Annotated in this window: 14 protein-coding genes and 3 pseudogenes; 6 read left to right on the forward strand and 11 right to left on the reverse strand. The window is 36.9% G+C overall.

Translation table 11 applies throughout. The features are described from left to right. Positions 1-517 precede the first annotated feature (517 nt). From AB7942_RS04985 to AB7942_RS05005, 5 genes and pseudogenes are all read left to right on the forward strand, one after another. Positions 518-955, forward strand: a pseudogene (locus tag AB7942_RS04985) (NAD(P)/FAD-dependent oxidoreductase); the annotation flags it as partial. 16 nt (positions 956-971) lie between these two features. Next, complete coding sequence (locus AB7942_RS04990) at positions 972-1,526, forward strand: hypothetical protein (protein WP_369446035.1); 555 nt, start codon at positions 972-974, stop codon at positions 1,524-1,526. Next, positions 1,527-2,099 (forward strand): hypothetical protein, encoded by a 573-nt coding sequence (locus AB7942_RS04995; protein ID WP_369446036.1) that lies wholly within the window; start codon positions 1,527-1,529, stop codon positions 2,097-2,099. Next, on the forward strand, positions 2,096-2,860 hold the full coding sequence (gene istB / locus AB7942_RS05000) for an IS21-like element helper ATPase IstB (RefSeq protein ID WP_369446037.1): 765 nt from the start codon (positions 2,096-2,098) through the stop codon (positions 2,858-2,860). The genes AB7942_RS04995 and istB overlap by 4 nt, the downstream gene beginning before the upstream one ends. A gap of 37 nt (positions 2,861-2,897) precedes the next feature. Next, positions 2,898-3,460: pseudogene (locus AB7942_RS05005) on the forward strand (RNA-guided endonuclease TnpB family protein); the annotation flags it as partial. A 253-nt stretch (positions 3,461-3,713) separates the two neighbouring features. On the opposite strand, the gene AB7942_RS05015 reads toward AB7942_RS05005, so the two are convergent. From AB7942_RS05015 to AB7942_RS05025, 3 genes are all read right to left on the reverse strand, one after another. Beyond that, positions 3,714-4,721 carry a DUF3231 family protein gene (locus tag AB7942_RS05015; protein WP_369446038.1) on the reverse strand — a complete coding sequence of 336 codons (1,008 nt, stop codon included), beginning with the start codon at positions 4,719-4,721 and terminating at the stop codon, positions 3,714-3,716. Between the two features lie 638 nt (positions 4,722-5,359). Continuing rightward, a complete protein-coding gene (locus AB7942_RS05020; protein WP_369446039.1) occupies positions 5,360-6,619 on the reverse strand; it encodes an Nramp family divalent metal transporter in 1,260 nt (419 codons plus the stop codon). Positions 6,620-7,207: 588 nt separating this feature from the next. Continuing rightward, positions 7,208-7,414 (reverse strand): terminase small subunit, encoded by a 207-nt coding sequence (locus AB7942_RS05025; protein ID WP_483310836.1) that lies wholly within the window; start codon positions 7,412-7,414, stop codon positions 7,208-7,210. Positions 7,415-7,504: 90 nt separating this feature from the next. Here AB7942_RS05025 and AB7942_RS05030 point away from each other — a divergent pair, with 90 nt between their 5' ends. Continuing rightward, complete coding sequence (locus AB7942_RS05030; protein WP_369446149.1) at positions 7,505-7,837, forward strand: transposase; 333 nt, start codon at positions 7,505-7,507, stop codon at positions 7,835-7,837. Between the two features lie 39 nt (positions 7,838-7,876). Here AB7942_RS05030 and AB7942_RS30515 read toward each other — a convergent pair. The 8 genes and pseudogenes from AB7942_RS30515 to AB7942_RS05065 all read right to left on the reverse strand — a co-directional run. Next, positions 7,877-7,945: pseudogene (locus AB7942_RS30515) on the reverse strand (hypothetical protein); the annotation flags it as partial. 24 nt (positions 7,946-7,969) lie between these two features. Further along, positions 7,970-8,449, reverse strand: coding sequence for an FAD-dependent oxidoreductase (locus AB7942_RS05035; protein ID WP_420492010.1), 480 nt, complete (start codon positions 8,447-8,449; stop codon positions 7,970-7,972). Between the two features lie 177 nt (positions 8,450-8,626). After that, positions 8,627-9,406, reverse strand: a complete 780-nt coding sequence (locus tag AB7942_RS05040; RefSeq protein WP_369446040.1) for an acetoin reductase — start codon at positions 9,404-9,406, stop codon at positions 8,627-8,629. Positions 9,407-9,782: 376 nt separating this feature from the next. Beyond that, positions 9,783-11,027, reverse strand: a complete 1,245-nt coding sequence (locus tag AB7942_RS05045; RefSeq protein WP_369446041.1) for a dihydrolipoamide acetyltransferase family protein — start codon at positions 11,025-11,027, stop codon at positions 9,783-9,785. A 13-nt stretch (positions 11,028-11,040) separates the two neighbouring features. After that, entirely contained in the window at positions 11,041-12,099 is a 1,059-nt protein-coding gene (locus AB7942_RS05050; RefSeq protein ID WP_369446042.1) for an alpha-ketoacid dehydrogenase subunit beta, read from the reverse strand. A gap of 18 nt (positions 12,100-12,117) precedes the next feature. Continuing rightward, the gene (locus AB7942_RS05055; RefSeq protein WP_369446043.1) at positions 12,118-13,065 is read right to left on the reverse strand and encodes a thiamine pyrophosphate-dependent dehydrogenase E1 component subunit alpha; all 948 of its coding nucleotides are present in this window, start codon (positions 13,063-13,065) and stop codon (positions 12,118-12,120) included. 23 nt (positions 13,066-13,088) lie between these two features. Continuing rightward, positions 13,089-14,441, reverse strand: a complete 1,353-nt coding sequence (lpdA, locus tag AB7942_RS05060; RefSeq protein WP_369446044.1) for a dihydrolipoyl dehydrogenase — start codon at positions 14,439-14,441, stop codon at positions 13,089-13,091. Positions 14,442-14,697: 256 nt separating this feature from the next. After that, positions 14,698-16,689, reverse strand: a complete 1,992-nt coding sequence (locus AB7942_RS05065) for a sigma-54-dependent Fis family transcriptional regulator (RefSeq protein ID WP_369446045.1) — start codon at positions 16,687-16,689, stop codon at positions 14,698-14,700. Positions 16,690-17,114: the final 425 nt, after the last annotated feature.

Here is a 17,114-nt window from a genome sequence, read left to right on the forward strand (position 1 = left end):
TTTTATAATAAGTGAAAACTTTATCCTCTCCAGTTTACATAATATAAATATAGCTTAGAGTAAGCAAAGGACCATGATCCTAATAGAAATAATCCCTGTAGGGGTAGGGTAGGACAGCAAAACACAAATTTACAAAGTTAAAACTTTTTCAAAATAAAAAGAGCCAAAAGGCTCTCTTAAATCATCGAATGGAGTTTAAACTCTAATGCTCCCCTCAATTTTATACCTAATTCAGGATACTCATTTAAACCGGTCCATACATTAACCCAACCCTCATTTTGTTCAAACAGTTTGCTTATTAGTGTATCATCATTTTCTTTCAAACCTTTTTTTAAACTTCATTGATTTATGCCCTCATTATGTACTATTTCAGTATAATCTTAATATCAGTTTCTTGATCATCCACTACTTTTATATCTGTTGTAATTTTGCGCATGACCCAAATCCACACAAAATCCTCGAAGATTCTTATTGGAATCATCAAGGGTAAGAATATCTATTCATCGATATTTACAATATTGTACATCGTAGAGAAGAACTGTGTGCATCTAAAATTATGCAAGATCGTGCAAAAGCAAACGAGAAGATTACTTGGGGATTAAATAAAACACCAGTAGAAGTAATAGCAGATGGAAAAGTAACTGGTCTAAAAGTTAAAAATAACGAAACTGGTAAGGAAGAAGTAATTGAAACAGACGGTATTTTTATTGCAATTGGCCATCGTCCAAATACAGATTTCTTAAATAACCAAGTAGAGATAGATGAAACAGGTTATATTGTCGTAAAACCAGGTACTACAGAAACAAATATACCAGGAGTATTTGCATGTGGAGATGTACAGGATCATAAATATCGTCAAGCTATTACTGCTGCAGGAACAGGCTTTATGGCTGCACTTGATTCTGAGCGTTTTCTAGAAAATAATGCTGTACATGATTGGAGCCAATCTTTATAAAATGGGAGAATTTAAAATGATTATTACAGATAAAGCAAAAGAGTTTATTTCAAATGCAATGAAAGAAAATGGCGTTTCAACATTGCGATTCCCTTTTACAACAGGAGATGTCATTAGAGCTCATGAGAATGCATTCAAATGGTTTGAGGGGATCCCTAGAGAATTAGTTTATGACCAAGATAGTTTAATAGTAGTAAGTGAAAATGGTGGAGATTTAATTCTAACAAAGGAGTTTCAGCAGTATAAAGATACCAGAAAGCTAAACCTTCGGGTTTGTCGCAAAGCTGATCCAGAAAGTAAAGGTAGAATTGAAAATGTGGTAGGTATTATTAAGCACAATTTCGCTAAACACAGAGTATTCCACAATATTGATTCCTGGAATGAACAAGGATGGGAATGGTTAAATCGGACAGGTAACTTTAAAATACACAATGCAACAAAAAAAAGACCAGTCGAAGTGTTCTCCTTGGAAAAGCAACACTTAAGACCAGTCATCAAAAATATAAATTTCACAAACAAATATGAGAATAGTATAACAAGAAGTGTCCATAAGGACAATACCATACGGTAGTTGTCTAATCGGTATTCTCTTCCACTCGGGACGTTTAGTATATATGAAACCGTATGTGTAAAGGAATCTGAGGATCAACATTTATTAATCTATATCCCTGAAACAGGGGAAGTGATTGCAAAACATAAGATACCTGATGGGAAAGGTCAATTGATGAAAGATAGAAATCACACACGCGATCGAACAAAGGGCATAGATGCATATCTTGATACTGTTGCGAATCAATTTAAGGACAAGGAAATCGTAAATCACTATCTGAATACTCTTCGGGAGAAGTATCCTCGATATATTCGTGATCAATTACAAATCATATTAAGAGAGACAAAACAAAATAGCGATGACCTATTATCAGCAGCACTACAAGAATGTGTCAGAAGAAAATTATATAGTGCGACAGACTTCAGCGACATCGTTCAGTACCTTAAACGACAACGCCAAGTTCATGATACAGTGAATGACAACGCTGAGAATGTAACGCCACTAAATAGTCTTACAGGTTGGATTATGGAGACAGAAGCCCCAAAAAGAGAAGTGGATACCTACACGGTTTTATTGGAAGGTGATTCAAATTGAGTCAGCTCCAACAGCTACAAGAATTCATGAGAACCCTGCGTTTGTCTGAAATAGCAAACCACTTACCTGCCATAATCAGAGAGGCTGAGCAAAAGGATTTATCCTTTACTCAGTTTCTCCATGATGTGGTGACCTATGAGCAGAGTCGCAGGGAGGAAAAACAACTAGAGAAGCGATTTAAATGGGCGACATTTCCCTTTTATAGCACAGTCGATGAATACGACTTAAAAGAGCAAAAATCATTAAGTAGTAAGAAGTTAAACCAGTTAATGGATTTAACATGGATTGAGCAACTTTATAATATTATCTTTCTTGGACCGCCAGGTGTCGGTAAAACCCATCTTTCGATTGGGTTAGGAATAGAAGCTTTAAACCAGGGCTATAAAGTGATTTTCAAAACCATGGGAGATTTAATTCATGTGTTAAAAACAGAAGAAATTACTAGAAAATCAAAAACAAGAATGAAACGAATTAGAGAAGCAGATTTAGTAATTATAGATGATCTAATGTTTATGGCAATGGATAAGCAAGAAGCCAATATGTTTTTTCATCTAATAAATAATTTTTATAATCAAACATCTATTATTTTAACTTCAAATAAAGGACCTAAAGAATGGGGTGAATTATTGGGGGACCAAGCAATCACTACTGCTATATTGGATAGAATTTTGTATCGAGTGGAGATCATTCATTTAAACGAAGATAGTTGGCGAATGAAACATCGAAAAACAATATTTGGTGACCAAAGTGTTTCAAATTAATCAGCAAAAATTGTGTCATTCTACTTGACGGTCACAGGGAGTAGACTTAGGTTTAAAAGTGCCTGCTGTTGCTGTAACAGATGATGAAAAGGTACGTTTCTTTGGAAACGGCAGACAAAATAAGTACATAAAACGTAAATTCCGTTCTGAACGCAAAGCATTAGGCAAAAGAAAAAGTTAAAGGCTATTTGCAGTTCAAAAGATAAGGAACACCATTGGATGAAAGACCAGGACCACAAGGTAAGCCGTGCAATGGTAAATTCTGCAAGGGATAATAAAATTTCTGTCATTTGCTTAGAACAATTGGCGAACATCAGGCAGACGGCAAGAACTAGCCGTAAAAACGAAACAAATCTACATAACTGGTCATTCTATCGTCTATCTCAATTCATTGAATACAAAGCGAATTTAGTTGGCATTAAAGTTTAGTATGTGAATCCTGCCTACACAAGGCAAACATGCCCTAAATGTTCTGAAAAGAACAAGGCACAAGATAGAAAATACAAGTGTATATGCGTATTCGAAAAACATCGTGATTTAGTCGGTGCCATGAACATTCGATATGCACCTGTGATTGATGGTAATAGTCAATCAGCCTAAGATGCTATATGCACTGTCTTAGGAGGGGTAATGAAGGATAAAACATAATCCATTGATAGTCAGTATAGTCAATCGCTTTTTTAATTTCACCGTTAAAACTATATAAGATCACTTCATTAAAATGAGATTTAACATTAATAACGAATTCTAATGATATAAAAGTGATCCCTTTGAGGTATTTTCCATTCAGTAATTGACCAAACCCTGGAAAAGCGATGCACCAAAATAATCGTTCTTTTGCATCCACATTGTTTTAATCCTTCGCTAAGTTTTCGTGGTCGGTGGCAGTAGGAAGTTGTTCCATCCATCCATTTTCTATTAAAAGATTCATACCATCTTCTGCAATTAATGCAATTTCCATATTCATTCGTGCGTAATCAGCCGACAAGTCCCTTCTTTGACACATTGATAAAGCCTCTCCATAATAACCAAGTGCCGCAGATAGCAGTGTGGCTACATGGAAAAGCATAAGCTTATCAGAAAAGGGAGGTACTGTTGAATCTGTTACTTCTGACTCAAATATCCTTGGTTCATGGAGATTATCCTCTTCTAACATTAAACCCAGTATATGAAAGTGTCTTTTACAAAGTTTTCGAGCACGTTCGAAAAACTCTCGTACTTCTTTAGATTGGCATACTTGGCTGAATCCTAACTCTAAAACCATTTTCAACATAGTTTTTTGCATATTAAGATGTGCACCACTGATTTCGATTGCATTTATCGGTCTACGCTTTCCGAACCAACCTGTTAAATAGTTTTGTTTCCTAATAAAATCAATCTTTTGTTTATTATTAAATGTAGGTGGCTTACTAAGAATTCCCTTAGATAAGGCGACGGTAGTTACCCTATCATATAACTCCAATGTTTGAGAAGTACATTCAATTAAATATTTTCTGACATCCTCACGTATACTGACACTTGTAGCACCAGCATATCTCGTCAATCCGTGAATGGACATAATTTGCAAATAAATTACCTTAAATGTATCCGTAAATAAACTAGGGGCGTTTACTGTTACATCTTCGTCTGTGAACCCTATTGGAATAGGATAGTTTTCTTGTGTTAAAAATTGTTTCGTTCTTTCTATATGGGTTTCTGATAATTGTAAGGCAAATTGAAGTAAAGCGCGAGTATCTTCATCTTTAGCATCATTTAATAAATAGCGAAGAACACAGCGTGACATACTGTCATTAAGATATTGCGACCAGATGATACCATATTCTGAAGCATTAATTTTATCTTGATAATTAACCTGTTCCATTTGTTTCAACCCTCCTAACTTTTATAGAAATAGGTTAACCATTAACAATAATTTTATTTGTTAAAAACTTATGACAAGAAAAATTCGTTTTGCCACAGCCTTTACCTTTTTGCAACTAACCAAATGAAGGAACAAACGGCAGTAATCTAAAAGTATTAATTTGTTTTAAAGGGAACAATAATCCTAGTGTTATTTAACACTAAAATTCAATGTGGAGGGATGTATTTTGAATTCTTCATTTAAAATTTTATTGTCATCCCTGATTAGATTGTTGGTGAAAATATACTTCTTACTTGAAAAGTTATACACTAAATTAAGTTTTTCATTAAGAATGCCAACTTTAGAATAGGGATTAAGTATTTCTGAATATTGTCTTACCACATTGTTAAAAAGCGAGCACACTGTGCTTGCTTTTTTCGTTACTTTTATAAATAACCTGTTCGTATAATAAGGAATACAACAAAAAATGCCTTAATCCTTCTTGGATTAAAGCACATTGAGTATTCCGTAATATACTAAATCCTGCCCCGTTAGCTGAATAACAAAAAGCCACCAAGAATTTTTGGCAGCTGAATCGTCAACTCTTGACCCGTAAGCTTAAAAAGAAACTTAGAATAAATAGGAGGTAAAAACGTTCTTTAGTTAATAAAAGTATGATATAACAAAAATAAATTAAGACTTATAATAAGTACGGCAATTATCCACGCACAGATCGAAGTTACTAAATGGTTTACAAGTTTCCCCATTAGTTTTTTGTTACTTGTAAACATTATTAAAGGTATTAAAGCAAAAGCAATTCCAAAAGAGAGAACGACTTGACTTATAACAAGAGCTTTAGAAGGATTAATTCCCATTAGAATTATTCCTAACGGCGGTATCATAGTTATAAATCGTCTCAAATAAATAGGTATGCGTCGTTTAACAAAGCCTTGCATAATGATGTCACCTGACATAGTACCAACTGAAGAACTTGATAATCCTGCGGATAACAATCCAATTCCAAAACATATTGCCACAAAGGGTCCAAGTATTTTTCCAAATTCATTAAAAGCTACTTCTAAATCACTTACATTAAGTCCGTTTTTATTAAATACTGTCGCTGAGACGATTAACATACTCGCGTTTATCCCACCTGCAATAATCATCGCAATAATGACATCTACAAACTCATATTTAAAAATCTTTTTCCGTTCTTCTTCAGTTTCTCCGACAATTCTATTTTGTGTTAAGGCAGAATGCAGATAAATGGCATGTGGCATCACTGTTGCTCCCAGCATCCCAGCCCCTAATAAAACGCTATCAACATCCTGAAATTTGAGCGTGAAAAGACCAGAGAGAATTGCCGTTCCATCTGGTGCTGCATAGAAAACTTGAACCCCAAAAACAATTACAACAATAAAAATCATAGCTGTAATAACAGCTTCTAACGGACGCATTCCTCGCCTTTGAATCTCCAAAATGACGAATGAACCAATGGCTGCAATAATAGCAGCGAAAACAAGTGGGATATCAAAGAGCAAATAGATTCCAAGCGATGCACCAATAAATTCTGCCAGATCTGTTGCCATAACGACAAGTTCAGCTTGTATCCATAAAAGTATGGAAGTCTTCTTTGAAAATTTTTCTCGGCAAACTTCAGGGAGGTTTTTACCTGTTGCAATCCCTAACTTGGCAGACATCGTTTGAATCAAAACAGCCATTAAATTAGAAACTAAAATGACCCATAATAATGTGTATCCATACTTAGACCCTGCCGAAATGTTTGTTGCATAATTACCTGGATCGATATATGCCACAGCAGCAATAAAGGCAGGACCTAAAAAAGGCAGCAATCTTTTCATTCCATTAGAATCTCCTTTTATAGGAGAATTAGAAGTGCTATTCAAAGAGTTAGACAATTTTTGGGTCCAACCTCCTTCTTTTATCCGAACTTATAGTTTATTTTCAGTAAACTTTTTTTCGCTAATGCTTTTGAGGGGTCTCAGGTTGCAAACCCGACATAATGAAGTTATTGGGCTTTCTAATTGATTAGATACAAACAATAATAAATACAGTATTTAAAGATATCGGAGTAGTATTTTCCCCAAATTTTTTTCGTTATCGGCACCACTATTTTAGTTTGCTTTCTTTTTAACAGGCTATGCTATTTGAGATTCTTCTTCAACAAACCTGCTTCGTTAGTATAAGTACAATTCTTCACAATCTTTCTCTTTCAACCTTATATTTCGCCACATTTATTGCATAGTACCCGTAAGTTAACAAACATTCCAATTACAGTGGAACCATTGTAATTATTGCTAAAAAAATAGAGAGAAATACAATCATTATGACTGTAATCCTCTCCATAGTTTAAAGCATTATCATTAATTAAGCATCAGAAACAGATGGATCTACAAAACAAAACTCTATTTTTTGATTTAAAGCACCTTGCAATTCCTTTTTCTCGATGAATGCACCATTCGTTTTCGCGATGTATTCAGATGCTTTTAATCTATCTTCATATCCGCACCTGCATCCCTCATAATCTCCGTCCAAAACCGCTTCGTTTCCGAAATATCTGCAATAAATTCCACATCCAATTGCTCATTCCGTTCCTTAATGTACTCTTGAACCTTAGCATTCCTGAGCAGGCGGCTAGCGTTTACTTCGGCCGCATTTCCTTCGGCTTCGTAACCGGCTCTCAAATAGCTCACTGTTGCATTTCCTGTTTCTATATAATAGTCAGCGAATTTGCCGAAGGCGAAGAGGATCCTGAAAAACTAGCAAACTTTGCACGTCGCTCGATGAAAAAGAAGAAAGATGAGCTGGAACTCGCACTTAAAGGTTATATTCAATCCCAAAAACGTCTAATGTTAAAAACGATTTTAAGACATATTGACTTTTTGACTGAAGAGATTGAGATGCTCGATCAAGAAGTAGCGAAAAGAGTACGTACCAACCAAGAAGATGTGGAACGATTAGATTCTATTCCTGGTATAGCTACCAGGATGGCTGAGCAAATTTTAGCTGAAATCGGTACTGATATTAAGAAACAATTCCCGAGTGCAGCCCAAGGATTGAACCTCATGAAGTCCTTTATCATTTTCAAAAATCGCTTTTTTCTGATCTTTATTTAAATCTTTTAGTCTAGTGGAAGGATAAATGACTACACCATCGCTTTCATGCTGCTTATGTAAGATACCGACTACATCTTTATCTTCTCCTGGCAGCAGCTGGTCCGCCATCTCAACATTGGTGACTTTTATCCCTTATCTGCTAAAAATACTAGCAAACTCGCAGCCGATTACACCTCCGCCTACAATAAGCAAAGAGGAAGGGACTGACTGAAGCGACATAGTCTGACCACTATGAATAATCCAATCACCCTCAGATGGTGCAAATGGCAGTTGGATCGGTTCAGAGCCAGCAACAATAATAATCTTGTCCGCCGTTATCTCTTCTTGCTTCCCATTATTCTCAACTCGTATAACCCGGCTTGTTAGGAAGGAAGCCGTTCCCTTTACTACTTTCACTTTATTTTTCCTCATTAAATACTGAATTCCTTGAACCAGCGTAGACACAATCTTGTTTTTACGAACCTGGACGGCCTTCCAATCGATTTCAATGTTGCCGGACGGCAGGCGAATCCCAAACTCACTCGCATGTTGAAGTTTACTGTACACTCCAGCACTTTCTAAAAGGGATTTAGTAGGCATACAACCTTCACATAAACATGTGCCTCCAAGCAGCCCTTAGTCAATAATTGTCACATTGTGTCCCTGCTGGGCTGCAGTATAGGCTCCGAGATACCATTCCGATTCCTTTTCTTGATAGGCTGAAAGCGAATTCTAGAGATTCGCTTTTTTGTTATTAACATTTATACAGGTTTCCTGCCTAATTATAGATCTGTTTTATCACAGTAAGAATTAATTGAAAACTATGCCACCATCAGTTAAAATATTTTGCCCCGTAATGTAATTAGAATCGGATGATGCCAAGAAGGAAACTAGATTCGCCACATCTTCAGGAGTTTGAGTACGCCCAAGTGCAATTCCCTCTGCGAATTTTTGGAATGCCTCTCCTTTTTTTGTACCCATATGCTCCATCATTTTCTCATCGAGACGTTCCCACATAGATGTCCCTACAATTCCAGGACAATAAGAATTAACTGTGATTTTATCTTTTGCGAGTTCCTTAGCAGCAACCTGTGTTAAGCCTTTAACAGCAAATTTCGATGCAGAGTATACACCTAACATTTCGAATCCTTCCTGACCAGCTATGCTACAAGCATTAATAATTTTGCCACCAGTTTCTTGCTTTTTCATTTGATTCGCGGCTGCTTGAATGCCGTATATTACACCTTTAACATTTATATCAAAAACACGGTCTACAGCATTTGGGTCTGCTTGAGAAAGTGGGGCTACTTGTCCTTCAATACCAGCATTATTAATAAACACATCAACACTACCAAATGTATCAACTGCTTTTTGAACTAGCGCTACTTGGTCTTCTAATTTAGAAACGTTTCCTATAAATGAAGTTACATTAACAGCTTTTTCTTCAAATTCTTTAACTGCTTCACTTAATGTTGCTTCATTAATATCACTAAGTACAATTGAAAAACCATCTTTTGCTAGACGTTCTGCTAATCCTTTACCAATTCCTTGACCTGAACCAGTGATTACTGCAACTTTTTGTTTAGACATTATGATTTCCTCCAAAAATGTATTTATTGAATAAAAATTTTACACTCATATTGAAACCCTCTAAATCTTAGGGTTGGGGCCCCGTCCCGAAAGTGCGGATTTACTACGCTAAGCAGCTTGTGACGTTAAAAACGGAATATTTAACAACGATAAGATTTTTGAGACAAGTCATACGAGACATCTAAATGCCTGATTTCATAAAAAAATCTATTAAATCTCAATAGATTAAACCCTATTGATATAAGGTTTTTCTCTTACCATTGTAATTTGTCAAAATCCTGACGCTCCCCCCTGTTTAGTTCAAAATAATCCTATGCAAAAAGAGATTAACAATAGATGGCTATTCATTAACTGTTAATCTCTTTTAATACTTTTATTAGAGAACTAGTAAATAAGGTGTCTCAATATATTTGACTAAGACATTTAGGAATTCTGCTGCTTGAGCACCATCTGCTATTTGATGATCGAAGGTGAGACTAAATGGAATTTTCTTAACGGATTTAACTTTGCCCTCTTCATCTAAGATTAATTCATCCTGGAACGCCCCTACTCCTAAAATACCTGTTTCTGGTGTATTCAAAATAGGTGTAAAGTATTCAATACCACTGGCTCCAAGGTTTGTAATGGTGAATGTTGAGCCAGTTAGTAAATCTCCACCTGCCTGACCGTTTCTTGCTTTCGTTGATATTTCTTTTATTTCTTTTGCCAGAGTACCTATTGTTTTTTGATGGGCATTCTTAACGACAGGGACTAACAAGCCATCGTCCAAAGAAGTTGCAATGCCTAGATGAATCTCCTCAAACTCTGTCAATTTGCCATCCTGGTAGTGAGAATTCATTTTCTTCAAATCTTGTAAAGCTAAAACCGTTGCTCTAGCAACCAATACAGTCAAAGTAAGTTTGACATCTAAATCAGCAGACTCAATTTCTTTCCTTAGCACTTGTTGGAAATCAATTAAACGATCAGCATTTGCCTTTCGATGTAATGTTAATTGAGCGGTTTGTCCCAAACTTCTACGCATATTGCGAGCAATCGCTTTTCGCATCGGACGTAGACCTTCACCTACGGATTCATAATTGGCGGCAGGTGTAGCTAGGGCTGCTGCAACTTGTGACTCTGCTTGATAATCGTAACCACCCGCTAAAACAACTTGGATATCTCGTTTTGTAATTCTAGCGTTTCCACCGGTACCCTTAATTAAATCAATATCCAGATTATTTTCATTAACCATTTTTCTCGCTAATGGAGTAATGAATATCCGGTTACCTTTTACTATCTTTCCTTCGTTTTTTTTCATTTTAGTAGGTTGATCAATAGCTTCCGCTTCTACAGGGGCTGTTGCTGTTTGCTCAACTTGTAATTCATTCTTTACAACCACTTCGTCTGCTTCTCCAATCACAGCTATTGGAGCACCGACTTCTAGTTGTTCTTCAACCTCCGCATTTTTAATGAGTAAAGTACCCGATATCGGAGCTTCAACTTCTTGGTTTAATTTTTCTGAACTAATCATTAAAACCGCTTCGCCTTCGTTAACAGGATCTCCCACTTCTTTATACCATTCAACAATGGTACCTTCAGTCATCGTCATTCCTAATTTAGGCATTACGATTGTTTCACTCATTTCGCTTCACCTCCTATTTCATTACAAGTTGTTTTTTCAAGTCAGCAATTAACTCTTCTGCAACAGTCAATACTTTTTTTGCATCTGGAATATAGGCCTGTTCCAAATTAAACGCAAATGGTACCGGTGTATTTGGTGCACATACCGTTTTAATCGGACCATCTAAATAATCAAAGGCTTTATCCGCCGCTGCTGATGCAATATCAGTAGCTGTGTTGTTATGTGGATTTGACTCATCAATAACGATTAGTCTTCCCGTTTTCTTCACCGATTCCAACACAGTTTCTTGATCCCAAGGGGCAACCGTCCTTAAATCAATGACTTCCACTGAGATTCCATCTTTATCTAATGTTTCTGCCACTTCATGGGCTACTCGAACCATTTTACCAATCGCCACAATCGTAAGGTCCGTTCCTTCTCTTGTCACATTGGCTTTACCAATTTCAATTGTATAATATTCTTCAGGCACATCGCCTTTAATGCCATAGAGGGTTTTATCTTCCGAAAAAATGACTACGTTATCGTCTTCAATCGCTGCTAGCATCAACCCTTTTGCGTCATATGGATTGGAGGGAACGACTACTTTAACTCCCGGAATAGAACCGAACATCCCATATAAAGTTTGGGAGTGTTGGGCAGCTGCTCCTGCTCCTGCACCATGTACTGTCCGAACAGTAAGAGGGATTTTTGCTTTTCCGCCAAACATATATCGCATCTTTGCACCTTGATTTAAGATTGGATCTAAAGCAAATCCGATGAAGTCGTTAAACATCAATTCAGAAATGGGACGTAAGCCTGTAGCAGCCGCACCGACTGCTGCACCAAAATATCCGTGTTCTGCGATCGGTGTGTCAATGACACGTCCGCGACCGAACTCTGTAACCATTCCTTTGGATAATCCGAAAACCCCACCAAATGCATCATCATAACGTCCATCGTCTTTGATTAAATGGTCGACTTCAGCACCGCCAGCAACATCCGTACCAATTAAGATAACGGTTTCATCTTTTCGCATTGCTTGTGTCATCGCTTCAGTAATAGCAGTCATAAAAGTTACTTGTCTTTTTGTCATTTTTCATTCCCCCTATTCTTATGCAAATATATCCGTATATAAAGTTTCTAAATCTGGTAGTGGGCTTGCTTCAGCAAAAGCAAATGCTTCTTTGATCGTTTCTTTAGCTTGTGCTTCAATACCATCCGCTTCTTCTGCTGTCATCCAACCATTTTGAAGCGCTTTTTCTCTGAATTCGATAATTGGATCGCGGTCTTTATTTGGATCGTTATCCGTTTTGTATTTTTGTTCGTCCCCTTCAAAGTGACCATATTTCCGGTATGTATCACATTCAATTAGGGTAGGACCGTTACCTGACTTTGCCCTTTCGATGGCTTCTTTTGTAGCATTGTAAACAGCCTCAACATCCATACCATCCACACGTACACCAGGCATATTATAAGATGATGCTCTTTCAGAAACGGTTTCAGATGCACTTGCATATCTAAAAGGTGTACCCTCACCAAATTGGTTATTTTCACAAACAAAAATGACCGGTAAGTCTAAAATAGAAGCTAGATTTAGACCTTCATGGAATGTTCCTTCGTTTGACGCTCCATCACCAAAGAAGCAAACCGCGACATTGTCTTTTCCTAGAGTCTTAATGCTAAGAGCTGCACCAGCTGCTAAGCCGAAACCACCCCCAACAATTCCATTGGCGCCTAGCATTCCTTTACCAACATCGGCAACATGCATGGATCCACCTTTTCCTCCGCCTAAGCCATCTTTTTTACCCATAATCTCTGCCATCATGCCTTTGATATCACAACCTTTTGCAATCGCATGTCCATGTCCACGGTGGGTACTGGTAATATAATCTTCATCATCTAATAATGCCATTACTCCTGTTGCAACAGCCTCTTCTCCTGCATACAAATGGACAAATCCTGGAATTAAACCTTTTCCGAAAGTACGATGCACATCTTCTTCAAAAAACCTAATCTCATTCATCTTTTGATAAATCCAAAGGACTTCTTTCTTTTCCATTTATTATTCCTCCCTTTTGTTGTTTACATATGAATTGCTTGTTTAAGTAGAGCGTTTGCATTTTCCCCAATCGCTTCAGAAATGGCAGGATGGGCATGCACCATGCTTGCTAGTTCATTCATCGTGCCTTCTGAGTGCTTCATGGCCAAAATTTCTCCAATTAACTCTGTTGCATTCGCCCCAACAATAACGGCACCTAGTATTTCGTCATATTGATGATCCGAGATAATTTTGATAAATCCTTCCGTTTCCCCCATCGCAATGGCTTTCGCATTTCCTGCAAGGTTAGATGTGGTTATTTTTACATCATAACCGGCATTCTTGGCTTGTTCTTCATTGAGCCCGAACGAAGCGATTTCAAGATGTGTATAGACACATCTAGGAATTTCCGTTTGATCTAGAGGTTGAGGATGATCGCCATTCATGGCATGAACCGCAATGAGACCTTCGGCACTTGCTGCATGTGCCAATTGATAGCCTCCTACCAAATCTCCAACTGCATAAACGTGTTTTTTGCTAGTTTCATAATCATCATTAACTGCCACAAACTTGTTCGATACATCCATTTTTAGGTTAAGTTCTTGTGCCACTTCAATATTTGGTTTTCTTCCAGTTGCCACCAAAAGAGTGTCAAATGAGATTTCTTGATCCGCTAAAATGACCTTCCCTTTTTGTACTTCCTGGATTTTGGCTTTTATAATGGTTTGTATATTTTTCTTTTGTAACTGCTTTTTAATGATTTTTCGTGCGTCAAGGTCTTCAGTTAATAGAATGTCAGGAGCTACTTCGATAATGGTCACCTTTGTTCCTAGTGGGGCCATTGCGAAAGCTAACTCTATTGAAATGACCCCTCCCCCAATGATCGTCATGGACTTTGGTAGTTCCTTCAAGTCAAAGAATGAATCGGTAGTGTGGTAGTTTATTTTATCCAAACCTTTAATAGGAGGGATAAAAGGTGTGCTTCCTGTTGCTAATAAAATATCTTTACCTTTGATTTTGACGTCTCCAATGGAAACAACTAAAGCATCCGAAATTGACGCTTCTCCTTGAAAAAGGGTAATGTCGTTTTTCTTTAACAAATGCTGAACACCACTAGTCAAAGTCTGTACGACTTGATCTTTACGTTTCATTAATTTTGGAAAATCAACCGATAATTCACCGGTTTTAATTCCCCAGCTATTTGCCTTTTGAATTTCTTCAACCATTTCACTATGCCTCAATAATGCCTTTGAAGGAATGCAACCGACATTCAGACATGTTCCGCCTATTTTCTTCCTTTCGACGATCGCTACCTTCTTGCCCAATTGTGCAGCCCGAATGGCGGGAACATATCCCCCGGGTCCTGCACCAATGATAACTACATCAAATTCTTTCATTTCTTTTCATCACCTTGCTTTCGTTTTAAAGTGAAAGTTAATTACACTCATATATAATGCAAGTGGCGTGCCAACTTTTATAAAATAGATAAAAACGCTGTCATAACAATGTGGTTCCTCTTCCTTTGTATTTTCACTCATCTTTAAATTTTGTATCAATGAGACGGTTTGTGTCTCACTTGTCTCACTGTCTCTAGACAAAAAATCCTCCAATTTATCCTTCTCAACTGAGAGAGGTATAAATTGGAGGATTTTTCTAAATTTTGCCTTTTACTTTTTTGCTATTCCAATCTTCAGCAGTCAGCTGATACTGTTTGATTTTTCGATACATGGTAGCGCGAGAAATATCAAGGATTTTTGCGGCGTTTGTGACATTTCCATCCTCCTTAATCATCGCTTCAATGAGTCTTACCTTTTCGTCTTCTACTACCGGGCCTTTAATCAATTCTGGAGATAGGTCGAATGGGGATAGGTTATTTCCTTCCATATTAAAAAGAGATTGTTGAACGACATTTTTTAATTCCCTAATATTCCCTGGCCAATGATATTGTGTCAGGTACTGCATGGTATCTGCTTGTACTACAATGTCACGTTTTCCAAATTCTCCACTCATTTTTTTTATGAAGTGATGGACCAATGCAGGGACATCGCCGATTCTTTCACGTAAAGCAGGAATTCTCAATTGGATCACACGAAGACGATACAATAGATCCTCGCGAAATTCACCTTTTTGTACAGCTTCCTTTAAATTTTTATGAGTAGCCGCAATGACACGTACATCAAGCGGTATCAGTTTGTCCCCGCCCAGTCTGGTGACCACCCTTTCTTCCAATAACCGAAGCAGGTGGACTTGCAAATCCAACGGCATATCTCCAATTTCATCAAGGAAAATCGTACCTCCCTGAGCCAATTCAAACTTTCCGGGGCTTCCTTTCGATTTAGCTCCGGTGAATGCACCTGGTTCATAACCGAATAATTCACTTTCAAGCAATCCATGTGGAACTGCTCCACAGTTAATCGCTACAAAAGGTTTATTACTACGATTGCTCGCTTGATGGATCGACTGTGCAAAAAGCTCCTTACCCGTCCCTGTTTCACCTGAGAGAAAAAGAGTGGAATCAATTAACGATGCTTTTCGTGCTTTTTTTACGACATCTGTAAATTCCTTTGAGGAACCTATCATATCGTCAAAACTATAGCGTGTTCTATTCGAATGGGTTGAACGAGTTATTGTAGGTTTTTGCGATATTAATGTTGGAGATTCCGTATTTTTTCTAAAAAATATAACAGCCCCCAAATTTTCAGTCTGGAAAGTGACAGGATAAATGGAGCAAATGAATTTTTGCTTATTTTTATCCATACTTACTTCTTCTCTCAGAATTTGCTGTCCATTTTGCAAAACAAAATCTATGAGACTATCTAATTTAGGGATATTTTTAAGGGTTTGAATTTTGCTTAGAATGGAATGTGATCTAGCAGCAACATTTTTATCCACAATACTTTTACCGCCATTCACAATAAATACAGCATCTTCTACACCTTCCAAAGCAGTGTTTAAAAATAAATGATTACTCATTGCATATTTAAAAAAATAATGATTAATAGACTTAGAAATATTTTTCGCTTCTGAAACGATGTACTCAATATTTTGTGAATTCATCCGATTTTCGTATCCTGCAATATTCATAATTCCAAGCAGATCATTTGTAAATGGATATAAAATAGGGAAAGCTACACAAAACCAATCATGATTTTTTTCACAATAATGTTCCGAAAACAAAACTTGGGAGAACTGTTTCTTTTTTAGCACAAGCCCAACCGCATTTGTTCCTGCCGATTGCTCACTCCAAGTTCCACCATTAAAAATATTTATCTTCTCCGCCTTTTTCAAAACATTCCTTTCACCACTTGAATGTAAAACAGTACCGTGATTATCTGCAATGGAAAACATTGTTTTAGATTCAATTAAAATATCGGATAAGTTATTTATTTTTGGTGTAGCATAAGTAAGTAATTCTTCATTTTTCACGAGTCGATCTTTCAATTCGTTCTCGTTAATAATATCTTGAATTCTGTTTTGAAAAGGACTGATGCCTAGTTTCTTTGAATTCTCCCAGGAATCAATGATGTCATCACTTACGCCATCACCAGTATATTGTCCCAACTCCTGGAATCGTTTCCAAAGTTGATTAATAGAAGGATTATAATCAATGGGTCTAACTAACTCTCTTGTAAGTTTATGTTTCATTTAAATGCCCTCCATAACATAACTTTGCTAATTCTTCACATAAATTTTTTTACTTCTTATATTTGGTCCAAGATATTATTATTCACTTTTCTCAAATTATCATATAAAGCAAAAATACCGCAAATGAAAGGTCTTTTGTTTGATGTTAAGTTCCCCCATTTAATTCACCGCCCTTAAGTTATAATAGAACAAATGTTCTTTACTCAATTATAACATAAGGAATATGAAATTTTGCATCGACTTATTGAAAAAATAGAAATAAAAGCAGATGGTACAGCGAGAATCTTCTACAGATTCTCGTTACCACCTGCTATTATTCATCGTAATTTTAGCAACACACAGCACTCCACATGTGTCGTCTGCAGAAACATTTCAACCGGCTAACAAGGTCAGCGAGTCTGTATTACAATTTTACACCAAGGTGG

It is taken from the genome of Neobacillus sp. BF23-41, from assembly GCF_041106275.1.

Coding starts and splice junctions, on each gene's coding strand:
- lpdA (WP_369446044.1), bottom strand. CDS start 14,441: ATGAAAGAATTTGATGTAGTTATCATTGGTGCAGGACCCGGGGGATAT.
- AB7942_RS05050 (WP_369446042.1), bottom strand. CDS start 12,099: ATGACAAAAAGACAAGTAACTTTTATGACTGCTATTACTGAAGCGATG.
- AB7942_RS05015 (WP_369446038.1), bottom strand. CDS start 4,721: ATGGAACAGGTTAATTATCAAGATAAAATTAATGCTTCAGAATATGGT.
- AB7942_RS05030 (WP_369446149.1), top strand. CDS start 7,505: ATGAAAAAGAAGAAAGATGAGCTGGAACTCGCACTTAAAGGTTATATT.
- AB7942_RS05065 (WP_369446045.1), bottom strand. CDS start 16,689: ATGAAACATAAACTTACAAGAGAGTTAGTTAGACCCATTGATTATAAT.
- AB7942_RS05045 (WP_369446041.1), bottom strand. CDS start 11,027: ATGAGTGAAACAATCGTAATGCCTAAATTAGGAATGACGATGACTGAA.
- AB7942_RS05055 (WP_369446043.1), bottom strand. CDS start 13,065: ATGGAAAAGAAAGAAGTCCTTTGGATTTATCAAAAGATGAATGAGATT.
- AB7942_RS05040 (WP_369446040.1), bottom strand. CDS start 9,406: ATGTCTAAACAAAAAGTTGCAGTAATCACTGGTTCAGGTCAAGGAATT.
- AB7942_RS04990 (WP_369446035.1), top strand. CDS start 972: ATGATTATTACAGATAAAGCAAAAGAGTTTATTTCAAATGCAATGAAA.